This window comes from uncultured Alsobacter sp. (assembly GCF_945952055.1).
Lineage (GTDB): Bacteria > Pseudomonadota > Alphaproteobacteria > Rhizobiales > Beijerinckiaceae > Alsobacter.
Map to the genome: position 1 here is coordinate 1 of NZ_CAMFHB010000079.1, position 16,617 is coordinate 16,617.

Below are 16,617 nucleotides of genomic sequence, written 5' to 3' on the forward strand. Positions count from 1 at the left end.
AGCCGGCACCGCGGCCTGCGGGCGCGCGGCCGGGGCCGCCGGCCTCGCCGGCTCTGACCGCTCGGGCGCCGGCAGGGCGAGCGCGATCTCGCGCAGGCCGACCCGCAGGCCCGTGATGCGCTCCGACCCCGTGGGGCCGGCGAGCGCGATCTGGCGGCCGGCGACCGTGCGGACCGCACCGCCCTGGAAGGAGACGCTGACGACCAGCTCGAACTCCGAGGCGCGCTTGCCGCCCAGTTCGAAGCGGACCTCCGCGATGCCGAGGGACCGGCCGCGCGAGCCGACGAGCTGGCCCGGCAGCTTGGCGACGTGCTGCGTACCGTCCTCGACCGTGCAGCCGTAGTGGAGACGCAGACCAGGCGCCGGACGCTGCCAGGCGACTCCGAAGGCCTCGATCCGGTCGACGGCACCCGCCGCGCCCAGCCAGCCATCCGGGCCCGCGGCACAATCGCCGCGCCGCTGCACGTGCCCCTGGATCTCGAATATTCCCGCATGGGGATCCGCCGCCGGAGCGGAGACCGCGCTCGCGGTCTTCATGACGGGCGCGGGCACGGGTGCCGGCACCGCGTCGCGCACGGCGTCGAGCCGCTCCATGCGCAGCTCCACATCGTCCGAGCGCGCCGTCACATGGCTCGCGGTCGTCACGAGCACAGCGGCCGCCCGCAGCGCGCGGATCACCACGCAGTCCCCGACCCTCTCGAGGACGTCGTGCGTGGCACCCGGCGCGAAGACGATGTCCAGTCCGTCAGCCTCGTCGGGCTTCGGGGCGACGATCACCACTGGAGGTCTCTTCGGATCGGCGGAGGACACGTAGCGCAGCACGTGCAATCCGACCGGGACCGGCAAGCGCCGCGTGACGAAACGCTGGTTCGAAGACGTCATATCCATGTGGGCCTGATCTCGACTCGAATTCCGAACTCTCCCCAACATCGCATCGCACTTGCTGTGATAGGCCTCATGCATCGAGTAAAATTGAAGCTTAGATCATTTTCCCATGAAGTGATTCGGCTCCGGGCCAAGTCTATCCGGTGGCCGCTGGCGCGCGCTGGGAGCTCGCCCCGGCTTCGGCCGGGCCGCCGCCCGACGAGGCAGCGGGAATTCGGTCCTGCCGCTCCCGCACGCGGTTCGCTGACACCGTGTCCGGAGGAGTTAGCAAGGTGTGACGCCGTCGGTTCGCGTTCTCAGCTCATTTGATCTCAATCAGGCTGCCATTCGACATTCCACGACGCGCGAGGCGGCTTTCCGCGCTCCACGTCGACAATAATTCCCGTTCAATTTCAGTGCGATGTCTCGGGCATTGCCGCGTCTCTACAATTCGAGCGACATGCGATGCGGTGAATTGAAGGGAATAAATCGACTCGAACAAGCACATTCCTTTGCGCCGAATTGAGTCCAAGCGATTTACAAGCCCTCAGAACTTGGCGGGTGAATATTGCCGAGACGAGTGCAGAGGTGTGCACCGACAGGAGGGTCGACATATGGCATTCATTTCTGGTACCGGCGGCGATGACAACCTCAGCACCAACGGGTCTGACCTGATCTTCGGCAAAGGGGGCAACGACACCCTGACGGGCGGCGCCTCGCCGGTCACGTTCTTCGGCGAGGAGGGCGACGACAAGCTGGTCACGGGCAGCGGCGGCGGCTTCATCGACGGCGGTATCGGCAACGACACCCTGATCGCGGGCGACGGCGACACGATCATCCTCAGCGGGTCGGGCGACAATCTGATCGAGACGGGCGGAGGCAATGCCACCGTGTCGCTCGGCAGCGGCAACAACACCGTGACGGGCGGCGACGGCGACATCGTCGTCACCAGCGAAGGCGGCAACAACACCATCGTGCTGGGGAGCGGCAACGCCAACCTGCAGCTCGGCGGCGGCGCCGACAACATCACGGCCGGCTCGGGCGAACTGATCGTCGATGGCGGGGCGGGCAACGACACCATCACGGGCGGCGACGGCTTCATGTCGGTCAGCGGCGGCGAGGGTGACGACACCATCGTGCTGGGCGGCGGCGGCGGCAACGTGTCCGGCGGCGGGGGCACCGACACCTATGTGTTCGGCCCCGGCACCGCCGTCGACACGACGATTTCCGACTTCAACGCCGCCGAGGACAAGATCGACCTCACCCAGTCGGGCGCGGGCGACCTCATCTTCACCGACGACGGCAACGGCAACACCATCATCACGAGCTCCGACGGATCGGTGAACATCACCGTTCAGGGCGCGTCCGCGTCCCAGGTCCAGGATGCGACGGATCCGCCCTGCTACCTGCGCGGCACGCTGATCCGCACGGCGACGGGAGAGGTCCCGGTCGAGAGCCTCGCCATCGGCGACATGGTGATGACGCTCGACGGCGCCGCCCGCCCGGTCAAGTGGATCGGCCGGCGGACCTACGCGCCGAGCGTCATGGCGCGCTCCCCGAAGCTCACGCCGGTGTGCTTCCGCAAGGGCTCGCTGGGCGCCAACCTTCCGCACAGCGACCTCTACGTCTCCCACGATCACGCGATGTTCGTGAACGGGGTCTTCGTCGACGCCTCCATCCTGGAAAACGGCGCGAACGTCGTGCGCGAGTTCCCCGGCGGCCCGACGATCGACTACTTCCACATCGAGCTCGAGGGTCACGCGATCGTCTACGCCAACGGCGTGACGGCGGAGAGCTACGTCAACCACGGCAACCGCACCATGTTCCAGAACTGGTCGGAGTATGCCGCCCTCTATGGCGAGGACCTCCCGGCTGCCGAGCTCGAGGACGGCGGTCACGAGCGCTCCTACCCGGCCGTCAAGTCTGGCCCCGAGTTGGAGGCGATCCGCGCCGAGATCGGCGCCAGGATCGAGGACATCGAGGTGGCCTACCGCAAGGTCGCCTGAGCGCGAACCTGACGGCGTTCGACAAGGGCGGTGGCCTCGGCCACCGCCCTTTTTTCATGGCCGGACGTCGGTGGCCCAAAGAGAAAGGCCGGGGACCATCGCTGGTCCCCGGCCTTCGTGTGCTGACCTGCGGGCGAGGGATCAGGCCGCGCGGGCGTTCCTGATGACGCCGCGCAGGGCCTCGATGTGGTGCTGGTTGAAAGACGACACCGCCCGACGGGCGTTCTTGGCGAGCAGCTCGCCGTAGAAGGGGTCGGACAGCAGCGTGTTGATGGCGGCCGTCAATTCGACGCCGTCGGTGCACACGAGGCCGTCCCGCTCGTGGGCCACCGAGGGCCGCTGCAGGCCTTCGGACGCCGGCGCGTAGCAGATGACCGGCCGGTTGCAGGCCTGGCTGTCGACGATGCGCGTGCCCAGCCGATCGGTGCGCGGCGTGCCGATGTGGATGTGGATCCCGGCACGCAGGGGCCAGTCGGAGAAGTAGCTCACGCAGCTGAAGAAGGGCTGCAGGGGCTTGGGCATCAGGTCCTCGACGTAGCACAGGGTCACGTCGTCGGACGCCTTGCCGACCGCGTCCTTCAGGATCCCGAGGGCGATGGGCGATCCGACGTGGTCGAACACCAGGATGGTGTTGCGGTCGGGATCCGGCGCCATGACGAAGGGCGGCAGCGCCGGCGCGCCCAGGCGCTCGATGCCGTCGCAGCCATAGAGCCCGAGCGTGTCGGCGGTCTCGCGATCGAGCGCCACCAGCGGCCGCGTCTTGCGCAGGCCCTCGGCGATGGCCAGCATCGTGGTAGGGCTCGGCGTCTCGCCGTAGAGCGTCGAGATCTGCTCCGACAGCCCGCTCAGCACCGCGCCCTTGCGCATGGGCTGCTGCGACAGGATGGCGCCGAGATCGACGCACCAGGCGTCCTGGGGCCCATCGGCGTCGATCGCCATGCCGAGGACGAGGTCGTCCTCCTCGGGAAGCGTCCGGCGCTCGTCGATCACCACGCCGGAATAGGCCGCGGGCTGCGCCGACATCACGGCCTGGAGATGGCGCGCCATGGTGCGGCCGAAGACGCCGGCGGAGTCGGACTCGGCGGAAAAGCAGACGGTGGCGATCATCGGGCGGCTCCCATCATGACGGTCTCGGCACGGCGGGCCGGCCGCTGTCCGGCGGGACGCTGGCTGGCCGGGCGCTGCGGCACGAGTTCGAGTGCGTTGAGGCAGATCCCCAGCCGGCGCGTGTCGGACGACAGGCCGAGGTCGACGGGCCGCGGGGCGCGGTCGCACTCCACCGAGACCTGGTAGGTGCTGCCCTCCGGGTCGGGCGCCGGCAGCGGGAAGGTGAGGATGATGGGCTCGTCCGTGGCCACGATCTGCGTGGCGGCGACGGTGTGGTTCACGAAGATCGAGACGCGCCGGGGACCGGACGCGGCCGTGCCGATGAGCCGGGCGAGGATGCGCCCCTCCAGCGGGCCCTCGGCCTCCGGTGGCGCTCGGAACGCGATCTTGGCCACCTGAGCGCGGCTCCAGACGCCGTCCTGCTCCACGGCGTGCCAGGCGGTGCGCAGAAGGTTGGCGGGCGGCGGGTTGGCCTTGGTGAAGCGCACCGGCGTGCCGAGCGCCAGGACGGGCGCCGCGAGCGGCTGGTCGCCCTCCCCGCTCGTGTCCGGGTCCATCAGCACCACCGAGCGCAGCAGCACGCCGAGCGTGCGGCTGTCGTCGGACGTCCCGAAGTCGCTCATGCGGACGGGGCGCTCGGAATCGATGACGAGCTGGATCGCCGTCTGGTCTTCCGTCGTGGGAACGGTGAATTCGAGGGTGCGCCAGCTCATGGCGTCCGTGCTGAGCGTCTCGGTGAGCTGACCGTTCACGAAGATGCGCAGCCGGCGCGGGTCCATGCCGGGCAGACCGGCGAGCCGGTACTCGACCGCCACCCCGATGAAGCGCGCGCGTCCCGTGGCGACGCAGAGCGACAGGGCCGCCAGCGGCCCCTGGCTCCAGACACCGTCCTCCTCCGGCTCGAACCAGTCGCCGGCGAGCACGCCGCGCGGGAAGCCCGAACCGCTGGTGAAGCTCAGCTTCTCGCCGACGCGCAGCAGCCGCTGGCCGGCTGGCGTGCCGAAGTCGAGAACGGAGAGCCGCTCCGCGCCGGCGCGGATCTCGGCAACCTCGATCTCCGACATGCCACGATTGCGGAACTCGTTGCTCGCGAGGAACTCGCGCACGACGGCGGCCACCGTTTCTCCCGTCGATAGGCGCAGAGCATACGGCCCGGCCTCCTCGCGGCTCGGCGCCCGCCCGAGGACGAGCACGTAAAGCGCGCGCGCCAGGAGCTGCGGGCCGAAGCTGCCGAGCAGGGCCAGGGTCTCGGAGGCGACCCGCTCGGTTGGAGGACGGTGTTCGCCGGTGGCATCGAAGGCGGCCAGGCAGTCGAGGGCGGCGCGCGCCTGGCGCACGACCCTGAACAGCGTCGGGCGATCGAGGCGGCGCACGAGGTCGTCGACGACGGCCTCGAGCTGCGGCCGGCTGGTCATGCGGAACACGCCGAGGGTGATGAAGCGGCGCAGCGTGACGTCGTCGTGCAGCAGGAAGCTGTGCAGCGACAGCGCCGGCGCACCCGTGACGATGGGCGCCATCCAGCGCCGCGCCAAAGCGAGGTCGCGCAGCCACAGGGGATCGAGCGCGGTCATCAGACCGCCGACCTCGTCCTCGTCGCGGACGCGAAGCCCGGCATGGACCTTCTGCCGACGCCTCAAGTCCGCTTCGTTGCGCTTCAGGAAGGCCGCCAGCTTGGTGACGTAGTCAGCCGACGACAGGCTGCGCACGTGGGCCAGGCCGGCCCGGCCGACCGCGATCCGCCGATCGGCGTCGGTCGCGATTTCCGCCATGGCCTCGGCGAGCGCCGCGAGCGAGTTGATGGGCGCCACCTTCACGGCCGCCTCATCGGGCACCTCCGCGTAGCATCCGGAATCGTAGATGATGATCGGCTTGCCGGTGTTCAGCTGCTCGATGAGCGAGCCCGACGCGCTCTCGGTGTTGGGCGAGCGGATGTTCACGAAGACGTCCGACTCGATCTTGATCTCCTGGAGCCGCTCCGTCGTGACGCTGAACTCGAACGTCACCACGTCCTTGAGCTTCAGGTGATCGACCAGGTCGACCAGCTCCTGCGTGTATTCCCGGTCGCGCGGATAACCCGCGATCAGCAACGTGGCGTTCTTGCGCAGGGAGGGCTCGTGGTCGAAGGCGCGCACGACCAGATCGAGGCACTTGGCGCGGTTGATGTGGCCGAAGCTGGCGAAGCGGACGCTGCCGCCCAGACGCGTCTTGGCCACCCAGGTGGCGATCTCCTCGTCCGTCAGGCTCTGCTTCTGGTCCCACGGCAGGCCGAGCCGCAGGGTGGGCGCGCGGGTGTGCGGCCGGGTCTCCTGCTCGGCGAAATCGGAATGCACGATCACCGCGGCCGCCGAGGCGACATAAGGTTCGATGAGCGGCATGCCCAGCACGTGGCTGGAGTCCCACGGCGCGTAGCGCGGCGCCTCGGCCTGCGAGCAGATGCGGGAGCCTTCGACGATGTCGAGGCCGGTGGGGCCGTAGTAATTGGCGATCAGGTCCGCATAGATGGTCGGATCCCGGCGGCCCTCGAACACCTCCCAGGCGACGTAGTGCTGCATGACGAGGTCGTGTACCACGACCACGCCCGGATAGCGCATGGCCAACCTGTTGATATAGTAATGGTTTTCCTGGTTGTTGCCAATATTGTAGACGACGAAGTCGAACGCCTCGAGGACGTTCTCGTCGATGGCCGGCCCGAGGGGGATGCGGGGGCCGGGATAATGATAGGTCTCGCCGTTCACGTTGACGAACAGCGTCACCTCCATACCGGTGGTGGCAGCGAGACGACTCGCCGCCGTCAGGATGCAACGCGAGAAGGCGCCGATATCCGATGCCGGGCCAAACGGTGTGAGCCAAGCCACTTTCAAGGTCAGTCCCCCTGTCCTCACCGGCGCGAGCCGGGTATTTCAAAAGCAAGGCGCCCTCAGCGGACGCCGATCGAAACCGCTTCCAGACCGAACCCGCAGGCCCGCAGGTCGGAATAGACGGGATGGTCGAGCAGCGGGCACACCGTGCGCTCGACGCTGGCCGTGACGCCCACCGTCGCCGATGCCGTGGCCGGCGTCTTGAAAGCCAGCACGACGTCATGGCGGTCGGAGAACGAGAAAGTCTCCGTCGCACAGATCTCCGGGCCGACACGCAGCACCACGCGCAGTCCCACGCCGTCCGAGGCCGGCGGCGGCCGCACGGACAGGCGGAGGCGGTAATGGGTCTCCGGGACCAGCATCGCGGGCAGGCTCAGTTCCGAGACCATGCCGAGCGACCACACGCCCCAACGCTCGATCGAGTTCCAGCCGGACGAGAGGACGGTGCCCAGCGTGCCCGCATCCGCGCGCCAGGCGCGCCACGTCGTCAGCCAGCCCTTCGAGGGATCCGGACGTTCGTGGTGCGCGGACCTGCGGGCCTTCACAATTTCGGCGAGCTTCTGCGAGGGGAAGCGTCTCAGCATCGAGAGCAATTGGCCGTCGGACAGGCCGGCGACTTCGTCCTGCGCCAGCGCGTCGCCGCGGGCGTGGCACCAGTAGGGAAAAAACAGCATGTCGTAGGGCGGTTCGACCTGCACCTCGCGCGACCAGTCCGCGAAGGACCGGCCGGCCGCGGCCCCTTCCTTGATGGATCGCAGCAGGCTCTTCACCGACCGCCCGCCGAAGTTGAAGCGCACCGGCGGCGCCGCGGGCACGCTCGACGGCTCGCGCGGACGATGGATGCAGTCGGCGATGAAGGGGCCCAGCACGCCCTGGCTCTTCAGCTCCGCGGCGCAATTGTGCTCCTCGGTGAGGCGCGCGTAGAAGAACGCCTGCTCCGGGCTCAGCAGCGAGGCTTGCCAGACGTCGAGCAGGTCGTAGGCCGGGAAGAGCACGTGGTGGACGCAGCCCGCGGCCGGCGCCACGACCGGATGGAGCATGTCCGCGTCCGGCGGCAGGAAACCGTTCCAGCGGTGGTCGCAGCCTTCGGTCAGGCTGCGCCCCACGGCCACCTGGGGCGATAGCGCGATGCAGGTGTCGGCCTTCAGCAGCCGCGCGAACAGCAGGGCACCGAAGGCGCCCACCGACGAGCCCAGCGTGACCACGCGCGGGCCTGGACGTTGCGCCACACGGGCCGCCAGCCAATCGGCGAGGTTCTTGAGCGCCGGAGGGTCTGCGTTGAACCAGGAGCGGCTCTGGTCGCGCACACTGATGACCTGCCAGTCCGGCACGGCCGACATCAGTTGGCCGCGCATTTCCCACGCGTTCATTCTCTGTGGTGGATTGCCCAGCGAATTGAACACGACCACGGCCCCGCCGGCGGTGCCTCCTTCCGAAAGCACCTCGTATGGACCGAAGGCGCGCTCGGGCGGAGCGTTTTCCCGACGCTGCGCCGTCTTGCCGCCGAGAGGAACCGCAAGGTTCATGCGGCGAGATCCTGCTCGTCGCACGCCAGCACGGCCTCTCGAAAGAGCTGACCCTCTTCCAAAGCGTGACTGGACAACGAGGCGGCGTTCTCCTGCAGCCGAACCAGCAGCTGCGGATCCTCGGCCTGCTTCACCGCCGCCATCAGCGTGTCGTGAGTGATCGTATAGGGTGGGATCGACAACTGGGGGAACCCGTTGTCCTCACAGAGCAGCTGTGTCTTGCGGGTGAGCCCGATGTTCACGAAGGGCCGCCCCAGCATCATCGCGTAGATCAGGCCATGGAATTTCATGGACATCACGAGCTGCGCATCGGCCACGACACGCGCCGCGTCGAGTGGGTCGAGCTGTCTCTTGATGATCTGAACCCGGCTTGTCCGCTTCATCTGGCCGACGACTTCGGCGATGAAGTGAAGGTCGATGTCATTGACATCGAAGGAGAACGGCAAGAACACGAGATCGTAATATTGGGCGAGTTCGTCCATCCACGCGCCCATCTTGATCTTCATGTAGTTGAAGTAAAAGAAGTCACCCAGATCGCCCCGCCGTGTCGCACTCTGAGCGGCGTTGTTCGAGGGTATGATGACGGCCGTCTTGCGCTCCTTGTTCTGCACTTCGAGCGGAAGGGGCCGGTTTCGCGCAGCATTGGCCAGTTGGAACACGATGTCAGGCGAATAGCGTGCGTCGACCCCGCGCTCGCGCAGCATCTCCACGTCGCGTGCGTTCCGAAGCCAGATGCCCTTGATGCGGTGGCTCAGCGCCGCGATATGGTCGATCTGGTCCGGCGAGCCGAGGCCCACGCCGTAGACGAAGAACGGCGCCTCCGCCGGGATCTGGCGGATGTAGTAGTCCAGGAACACGTCGCCGCCGCCCAGAACCCAGGTGGCATCCTGTTGAGCCGCCTCGGGCGGAACGTCCACGAACCAGTTGATCTCGCAATCGGGGAAAAGCTGCTGGTGCACGGCCTTGAAGGCCTCGTCACCGCAATTGCCCCGGTCGTACCAACCGACGAAATTGATCCTGCGTCCCATCCCGCACCTCTCAATTGTCTGTTTTGCGCCGGCGCCTGGAGCGCCCGCGGGTTTTCGGTTGCCGGACCCGCAGCGCATCGCGCCACGCCTCCGGCAGGCTGTTCCAGGCGAAGGGGGAGCCGTCGGCCCGGAAAAGACCGTAGCCCGTGTCCCGGGTGCCTTCGCTTTCGAAAGCGTTCCAGATGAACACGGCATCGATGGTGGATTGGCGCTGCGCGATCGCAGCCGCCGCGGAAGCGTAGAGACCCTTGAGCCGTTCGCCCTTGACGCGGTCGAGGGGGAAGCCGAACTCGCCGATGATCGTGCGTCGGCACGAGGAGGCCAACCGGTCGAGGGTCTCGCCGAGGCGTCCGGCATTGATCCCGTCATAGGCCGAGTAGGAGCACGTCGCCCAGCCGCCCCGCGCGCGCAGGCCCGCAGCCAACGTGAGCCCCGTGTCGCAGGTGGTGAGGCAGCCGTCGGTGAAGATCCGCAGGTTGTTCACCTCGGGCGCCTGGCTCACGTCGAGCGTGCCGCCGCCCTTGCGGTAGGCGGCGATGGCCCGGTCGCGCAGCGCGATCCAGTCGATGAAGCCCTGCAGCGCCGTCGACAGGTCGCCGCGTGTCGCCGAGCAGGTGCGCACGAAATCGGGGCTGCGCGAGAAGGTGTAGGCGCTGCCGCAGAAGAGCTGGTTGTCGCCCTCCCAGTTGGACAGCACGATCCGCACGGGCCTGCCGGCGAAGCGCCGGTCGAGCGACGCCAGCGCGGCGGCATGGTCGGACAGGATGGCCTCGGCATCGCGCGCGACGGTGGCCGGGTCGAACGCTCCCGCACGCGTGACGAAGCTGTCGTGCAGCGTGATCATCACGAGGCGCAGGCGCGGATCGTCCAGGGCACCCGCCTTCAGGAACGGGTCGAGCATGCAGGCGAGCGAGGGCCGCGGGCCGCAGGCCCCGGGCGCGAAGCCGTAGCCTTCCAGGGTCTTCGGGCCGACGGCGAAACGAATTGCCGTGAAGCCGCGATCGAGGAGAAAGGCCACCGAGGCATTGAAGGCGTCCGGCGTGGATCGTCCTCCCAGGAGGCCGCCCCAGACATAGGCTCCGATCAACGGGGCGGCGCCGGCACCTGCCGGAACACCAAGACCGAAGGCCAGGAGCAGCGCGAGCAGCAGACGCTTCATTGCGCCTGCTCCAGCGGGGCTTCGTCCCGTTCCATGGCCATGTCCCGCAGGCGTGCCAGGACCGCTCCGGACACGGCGTCGATGCCGTACTTGGCGGCGATGACGCGCTGCCCGAGAGCGACGCGCGCGGAGGCGACGGAGGGCTGCTCGCGCAGGTGGCGCATGTGCTGGGCCGCATCGGTGACGTCGGGCTCGGCCCAGGAGCCCGCGGCCTGCGGATATTCGTCCTCCTGGACGCGGCGCAGGGAGCAGCGGACGGGGAAGCCGGTCTGCTGGCTGAGATAATCGCGCGAGCCCGACCAGTCCGTCGCGATCACGGGGGTCACCAGCGCCATCGCTTCCGCCAGCACGCGGCCGAAGCCCTCGCTCCGGTGCAGCGAGACGAAGCACGAGACCGCGGCGATGAGGCCGCAGACCTCGGCGCGGTCCATGGCGCCGTCGATCACGATGATCCGCTCGTCCTCGCCGATGGCCTCCTCGACCGTCGACCAGGCCTCGGCCTGCTGCTCGGCATGGGTGGTCTTGATCAGCAGCTTCACGCCGGCTTCCCGGCTGGGGAAGGCGGTGCGGAAGGCCTGGATGATGCCGAGCGGATTCTTGCGCGTGATCGTCGAGTTGAAGTCGAACATCGCCAGGAACACGAAGTCGCCCGGCGCGATGCCGTAGGGCTCGAGCGACACGCGCCGCGTCTGGCTGACGTCGACGAGCATCGGCATCAGGTGGACGGGCTTCTCCGTCTCGGCCTTGAACACGCCTTCGAGAAAGCGCGAGGCCACCCAGATCTCGTCCACGAGGTCGTAGGCATGGGCCCAGTTCCGGCCGAGCTCCGTCAGCTCCCACGGCCAGTAGCCGATGACGGTACGGCCGGCGAAGGGACCCTCGCCCCATTCGGCGCGGATGCGGGCCGTCTCGAAGGGCGGTGCGCACACGACCACGAGGGGGAAACAGGGCTGCTCCGCCTCGAACGCCTCGAAGGCGGCCGCCTCGGCGACCTTCTCGAGCTTGGCGTGGCACAGGTCGATCAGGCTCACCGGAACGCCGGCGTGGCGCAGCGCCATCATCAGGCAGCGCGCGTCCTCGCCGATGCCCAGCGCACCGCGGTGATAGCCCACGATCGTCACGCCCTGCACGCCAGGCGTGGTGGGGCGGCCGGCCGGCAGCAGGTGCCGCAGGACCGGGTAGGTGCGATGGGCGTTGCTGCGGTACCAGTCGATGAAGCCCTCGCGTCCTTCCGGACGCGTGAAGTCCGTCCAGTCCTCGCCGAGCGCCACGCGGAAGGCGTGGACGTATCGCATCAGCAAGGAGAGGCGCTGGTCCTCGCCCGGCCGGTCGGTGGGCTGCGCCAGCCGGAAGAGCTCCCGGCTCGGGATCAGCGGGGCCAGCCGGTACTCGACGATTCCCATGCAGTAGAACCAGCCGAGCAGGGCATAGCGATCGCCCAGCTCGCGGACGACGTCGGGGCGGATCGAGACGATGAAGGAGAGGATCCGCGGGATTTCCGTCCCGTCGCGCTCCCACAGCCAGTCCATGTATTCGACGCTGAAATTCTGGACGTTCCGGTACTCCTTGCGGCCGAAGACCGCGTACCAGAGCAGGAATACTTCCATCGACTTGGGGCTGTGCGGCCGCGCCGGGGCGTAGAGATCGGTGCGCAACAGGTAGATCGTGCGCAGCGCGGGATTGCTCTCGATCAGGGCGCGCGGGCGCGGGTCGACGCGATCGTCGTCCGGCGGGGCCATCTCGTCGTCCGCCGACACCACGGCGCGCGGCGCCGAAAGGGCCCGCCGGGTCACCGGCATCGGGGCCGCCGCGAGCTGCGCCAGACGGGGCAGGGTTTCGCTGGCGAGCGCCTTGGCGCGCTCCATCAGCGATGACGGAACCTCGACGGCAGCGGGGAGCGACTGTTCGGCGCTGGACGACATGGACACTGCGAAACCGGGCTCGATCGGAGGGCTGAACGACACGGCTCGACTATCTGCGAAAGGGTGTCGCAACCACGTTTCGCGGACGCATAAAATCTGACCGTTGGGGGTGCGCATGAATGTCGGCGACCGCTCAAGGTTTCATTCATGCATCCCCCGTTCGGACGGCGAAAATGCGACCGATTCTGTCGACCGGTTCGCGACGCCGCCGAGGTCATGATCGCTGCCATGACCGACATCGATTCCGATCTCCGCGCCCACGCTTCGCCGGCTCGTTCCGAACCGTCCCAGCCGCCCGCCGACGGCCCCATGCCCGTGGCCGAGGCGGCCGCGTCGGGCCTGCGCTTCGCCATGGGCAAGGGCCTGAGCCATGCCCGGGACAAGGCCGTGGTTCCGATCTCGGCCACCGAACTCATGAACGTGGCCCAGGACCTTCCGCTGCTGTTCCGGCAGACGGGCCCGCGCTGGGACGTGGTGGGCGTGCTGGCACCGGCCGCGCTGAAGCGCCCCATGATCGACGGCAGGGGCTCGTGGCGGGGCGAGTACACCCCGGTGGTGCTGCGGCTGCATCCCTTCGTGGCGGATGGGTCGCGCGGGGCGCTCGCCATCGACCGGCGGGGCCTTCGGCAGGGGGCGGGCGAAGGCCATGCGTTCGCCGATGCCGCCGGACGTCCGACCGAGCGGCTGAAGCGAATCGCAGCCACCGCGGAAGCCGCGCGCGAGGGCATTCGCCGCCTCGGCGAGCGGGTCGCCGCCCTCGATGCGGCGGGCCTGATCGCCCCCGCCCCGCTGATGCTGCGCTTCGAGCGGCCCTGCTCCACGGTGGCGCCGCTCTTTGCGATCGACGGGCAGAGGTTGGCGTCCCTGTCGCCGGCGTCTCTCGCGGCGCTGGCCGACGGCGCGCCCTCCTCCCTCGATCTCGCGATCGCGGCCATGTACTCGTCGCGGCGCTTCGCGGCGGAGGTCGTGGTGGAGAATCGGGCGAGCCTGGACGACGAGATCGCCGCGCGAATCGACGCCGGCCTGCGCGCGGCGCCCGTGCCCTCGCCGGTCTCGCCCCGGGCCGCCGCGACCGGCCAGCCGATGGGGGACTACTTCGTCGACGCCTCGGCCAACCTGGACTTCTCCAGCCTGCCGTTCTGAAACGCTCCGCGCCGCGGCCCGCAGGCCAGCGCGGCGCCTCAGGCCCGCCCGCGCCGCGAATGCTCCGGGCGAACGCGGTGCGCGAGGAAATTGCGGATCTCGGTCAGGCGCAGGTCATCCTCGAGGATCTCCCGACCGAGGCCGTAGCGCCAGGCCAGGTCCTTGCGGCCGCGGTCGTCGTGCAGCATCTCGAGGTCGCGGACCGTTGCGGCCTGGGCGGCGGCATCTGCGAACAGGCCTTCGTCCACCAGCGTCGAGCCGTAGCGGCCCAGGATCGCCGCGATTTCGCGCAGCGAGAACTCGGGGTGGTACTGGACGCCCCAGAACACCCCGCCATCATGCCGGATCTCGGCGGCCTGCACCGGTGACATCGCGTTCGCGGCGAGAATCGTGGCCTCGCCGGGCGGCATCGCCACCTCGTCGAGATGGATCGCCGGCGCGTCGAAGGCCGCCGGCCGGCCCGCCAGCAGCGGATGGGTGCGACCCGCCTCCGTGGGCGCGATGTTGCGGGCGAAGGCGACCTCGCGGCCGCGCGGATTGGCGTGCACCACGCCGCCGGCGGCGATGGAGGCGATCTGGATCCCCCAGCACGAGCCGAAGAAGGGGGTGCCGGACTTGTACACCGCGCGCGCCAATTCGACCTGGCGGGTGACCGCCGGCTCGACCTCGTAGGCATGCAGGGCCGAGCCGGTCAGCACCACGGCGTCGTAGCTCTCCAGGCCCGCTGGATCCGGCAGGTTGGCGCCATCGTCCGCCGGCAGGGCGATGTCGCAGATGGCCTCCGGCTCGATCGCGCGCAGGACGGCCGAATAGCTGTCCGACGGCGTCATGCCGTAGGTGTCCAGGTGCCGCTGGCGACCGGCGCGGGTGTTGCCGTCGACGACGAGGAAGCGGAAGGGCATGGCGGTTCGGTCCGGGGGCGTGTACGACGCGCGGTGAATAGCAGATGCGGGGGCGGCGGCAAGCGGCCGCTCCGCTGGAGGTCAGCGCTTGGTGTCGATCCGCAAGGCCGGACGGTGGCTCTGGCAGCAGCCCTACCTGCTCCTCGTCCTCACGATGCTGATGTGGGCCGGCAACGCCATCGCAGGCCGGGTGGCGATCGGCCAGGTGTCGCCCATGGGCCTCACCGCGGGGCGCTGGGTGGTCGCGTGCGCCCTGCTCGCCGTGATCGCGCGGGACGCCGTGCGGCGCGACTGGCCAGCACTGCGGCCGCACTGGCTGCGCGTGGGCATCCTCGGCACGGTCGGCTTCACCGCGTTCAACGCCTTCTATTACGAGGCCGCCCACCACACCACGGCGGCGAACCTGACGATCCTGCAGGGCGCCATTCCCGTCTTCGTGCTCATCCTCGCCGCGCTCGTCTACAGGACGCGGATCACGCCAGCACAGATTGCGGGATCGGTGCTGGCCATCGCCGGGGTTACGGTGCTCGCCAGCAAGGGCGACTGGGACATCCTGCGGCAGTTCGCCTTCAATCCGGGCGACGTGTGGATGGTGGTCGCGTCGGGCTTCTACGCCATCTACACGGTGGCCTTGCGCAAACGACCGCCCGTCTCGAGCCTCGCGCTGTTCAGCGCCTTCGCCGTCGCCGCGGTCCTCACGTCATTGCCCCTGCTCGCCGCCGAAGCCATTCGCGGCGAACTCTTCTGGCCGACCCGGACGGGGCTTCTCGTCATCCTGTTCGTGGGCATCTTCCCGTCGCTGATCTCGCAGACCTTCTTCATCCGCGCGGTCGAGCTCATCGGGCCCGGTCGCGCCGGCCTGTTCAGCAACCTGACTCCGGTGTTCGGCCCGATCCTCGCCGTGCTGCTGCTGGGCGAGCCCTTCGAGCTCTACACCGCCGTGTCGCTGGCCCTCGTGATCGGCGGCATTTTGATCGCGGAAACGCTGGGGCGGCGCTGATCAGCCGGCGCCTCTGCGCTCAGGACCGCCCTTGTGTTCACGGCAGCGCCCCCATCTGCTCATCCTGAGCTGGCCGCGGAGCGGCCGTGCTGCGCAGGATGAGGAGATTAGGGACGATGACGAGAGCGGCGGGAACGACCTCGGGGACTCAGAAGCGCAGGGGCTTCACCTGCTTCACGCCGGCGATCGTCTGGATGCGGGCCAGCACGTCGGCCGGGACGCCGCCGTCCACCTCGACGAGCGCGATGGCGGAGCCGCCCTGGGCGTCACGGCCGAGCGCGAAGGTGGCGATGTTGACGCCCGCGTCGCCGAGCAGGCCGGCGAAGCGGCCGATGAAGCCCGGCTTGTCCTCGTTCGTCACGTAGATCATCGACGGGCCGAATTCCGCATCGACCTTGATGCCCTTGATCGAGACGATGCGCGGCTTGCCGTCGTGGAACACGGTGCCGGAGACGGAGCGCTCCTGCGTCTCGGTCACGACGGTGAGCGTGATCAGCGATTCGAAGTCGCCCTCGGCGGCCCGGGTCGTCTCCTCGACGACCACGCCGCGCTCCTTGGCGACGATCGGGGCCGAGACGACGTTGACGTCCTGCAGCAGCGGGCGCAGCAGGCCGGCGATGGCGGAGGCCGTGAGGGCCTTGATCTTGAGGCCGGCGACGCCGCCCTCGTAGGTGATCCTGACCTCCTTGATGCCCGATTCGGTGAGCTGGCCGGCGAAGGAGCCGAGCCGCTCGGCGAGCGCGATGAAGGGCTTCAGCTTGGGCGCTTCCTCGGCCGTGATGGACGGGAAGTTGATGGCGTTCGAGATCGCGCCGCGGATCAGGTAGTCCGACATCTGCTCGGCGACCTGCAGGGCCACGTTCTCCTGCGCCTCGGTCGTGGCGGCGCCGAGATGCGGCGTGCAGACCACGTTGGGATGGCCGAACAGCGGGTTCTCCTTGGCGGGCTCGACGGTGAAGACGTCGAAACCGGCGCCCGCCACGTGGCCTTCGTCCAGGAGCTTGCGCAGCGCCGCCTCGTCGACGAGGCCGCCGCGGGCGCAATTGACGATGCGCACGCCCTTCTTCGTCTTGGCCAGGTTCTCGGCCGAGAGGATGTTCTT

Annotated in this window: 12 protein-coding genes; 3 read left to right on the top strand and 9 right to left on the bottom strand. The window is 68.9% G+C overall.

Translation table 11 applies throughout. The features are described from left to right. Positions 1-888 (bottom strand): hypothetical protein (locus tag Q0Q47_RS30015; RefSeq protein ID WP_293868711.1); only part of this gene is annotated, 888 nt, incomplete at its 3' end. A gap of 590 nt (positions 889-1,478) precedes the next feature. Between Q0Q47_RS30015 and Q0Q47_RS30020 the strand changes: the two genes are divergently transcribed. Further along, positions 1,479-2,870 (top strand): Hint domain-containing protein, encoded by a 1,392-nt coding sequence (locus Q0Q47_RS30020; RefSeq protein ID WP_293868713.1) that lies wholly within the window; start codon positions 1,479-1,481, stop codon positions 2,868-2,870. A 141-nt stretch (positions 2,871-3,011) separates the two neighbouring features. On the opposite strand, the gene Q0Q47_RS30025 is transcribed toward Q0Q47_RS30020, so the two are convergent. The 6 genes from Q0Q47_RS30025 to Q0Q47_RS30050 all read right to left on the bottom strand — a co-directional run bounded on the left by Q0Q47_RS30025 (position 3,012) and on the right by Q0Q47_RS30050 (position 12,470). Beyond that, entirely contained in the window at positions 3,012-3,977 is a 966-nt protein-coding gene (locus Q0Q47_RS30025; RefSeq protein WP_293868715.1) for a hypothetical protein, read from the bottom strand. Continuing rightward, on the bottom strand, positions 3,974-6,730 hold the full coding sequence (locus Q0Q47_RS30030; RefSeq protein ID WP_293868717.1) for a glycosyltransferase: 2,757 nt from the start codon (positions 6,728-6,730) through the stop codon (positions 3,974-3,976). Before Q0Q47_RS30030 ends, Q0Q47_RS30025 begins: the two co-directional genes overlap by 4 nt. A gap of 164 nt (positions 6,731-6,894) precedes the next feature. Beyond that, positions 6,895-8,361: a hypothetical protein gene (locus tag Q0Q47_RS30035; protein WP_293868719.1), complete on the bottom strand. Its 1,467-nt coding sequence runs from the start codon at positions 8,359-8,361 to the stop codon at positions 6,895-6,897. After that, positions 8,358-9,389, bottom strand: a complete 1,032-nt coding sequence (locus Q0Q47_RS30040) for a polysaccharide pyruvyl transferase family protein (protein WP_293868721.1) — start codon at positions 9,387-9,389, stop codon at positions 8,358-8,360. Before Q0Q47_RS30040 ends, Q0Q47_RS30035 begins: the two co-directional genes overlap by 4 nt. Before the next feature lie 10 nt (positions 9,390-9,399). Then, positions 9,400-10,548, bottom strand: coding sequence for a hypothetical protein (locus tag Q0Q47_RS30045; RefSeq protein ID WP_293868723.1), 1,149 nt, complete (start codon positions 10,546-10,548; stop codon positions 9,400-9,402). After that, positions 10,545-12,470, bottom strand: a complete 1,926-nt coding sequence (locus Q0Q47_RS30050; RefSeq protein WP_293868725.1) for a glycosyltransferase — start codon at positions 12,468-12,470, stop codon at positions 10,545-10,547. Before Q0Q47_RS30050 ends, Q0Q47_RS30045 begins: the two co-directional genes overlap by 4 nt. A 228-nt stretch (positions 12,471-12,698) precedes the next feature. Here Q0Q47_RS30050 and Q0Q47_RS30055 point away from each other — a divergent pair, with 228 nt between their 5' ends. After that, on the top strand, positions 12,699-13,613 hold the full coding sequence (locus Q0Q47_RS30055) for a SapC family protein (protein WP_293868727.1): 915 nt from the start codon (positions 12,699-12,701) through the stop codon (positions 13,611-13,613). A gap of 38 nt (positions 13,614-13,651) precedes the next feature. Here the strand turns inward: Q0Q47_RS30055 and Q0Q47_RS30060 are convergent, their stop codons facing one another. Next, entirely contained in the window at positions 13,652-14,515 is an 864-nt protein-coding gene (locus Q0Q47_RS30060; protein WP_293868729.1) for a type 1 glutamine amidotransferase, read from the bottom strand. Between the two features lie 91 nt (positions 14,516-14,606). Between Q0Q47_RS30060 and Q0Q47_RS30065 the strand changes: the two genes are divergently transcribed. Beyond that, entirely contained in the window at positions 14,607-15,515 is a 909-nt protein-coding gene (locus tag Q0Q47_RS30065) for a DMT family transporter (RefSeq protein ID WP_293868733.1), read from the top strand. Between the two features lie 148 nt (positions 15,516-15,663). On the opposite strand, the gene Q0Q47_RS30070 is transcribed toward Q0Q47_RS30065, so the two are convergent. After that, positions 15,664-16,617: NAD(P)-dependent oxidoreductase (locus Q0Q47_RS30070; RefSeq protein WP_293868731.1), on the bottom strand; the 954-nt coding region annotated here is incomplete at its 5' end.

Bases quoted from the DNA above. Each gene is read 5' to 3' on its own strand.
- Q0Q47_RS30050 (WP_293868725.1), bottom strand. From the start codon at position 12,470: ATGTCGTCCAGCGCCGAACAGTCGCTCCCCGCTGCCGTCGAGGTTCCG.
- Q0Q47_RS30025 (WP_293868715.1), bottom strand. From the start codon at position 3,977: ATGATCGCCACCGTCTGCTTTTCCGCCGAGTCCGACTCCGCCGGCGTC.
- Q0Q47_RS30060 (WP_293868729.1), bottom strand. From the start codon at position 14,515: ATGCCCTTCCGCTTCCTCGTCGTCGACGGCAACACCCGCGCCGGTCGC.
- Q0Q47_RS30020 (WP_293868713.1), top strand. From the start codon at position 1,479: ATGGCATTCATTTCTGGTACCGGCGGCGATGACAACCTCAGCACCAAC.
- Q0Q47_RS30055 (WP_293868727.1), top strand. From the start codon at position 12,699: ATGACCGACATCGATTCCGATCTCCGCGCCCACGCTTCGCCGGCTCGT.
- Q0Q47_RS30040 (WP_293868721.1), bottom strand. From the start codon at position 9,389: ATGGGACGCAGGATCAATTTCGTCGGTTGGTACGACCGGGGCAATTGC.
- Q0Q47_RS30035 (WP_293868719.1), bottom strand. From the start codon at position 8,361: ATGAACCTTGCGGTTCCTCTCGGCGGCAAGACGGCGCAGCGTCGGGAA.
- Q0Q47_RS30045 (WP_293868723.1), bottom strand. From the start codon at position 10,548: ATGAAGCGTCTGCTGCTCGCGCTGCTCCTGGCCTTCGGTCTTGGTGTT.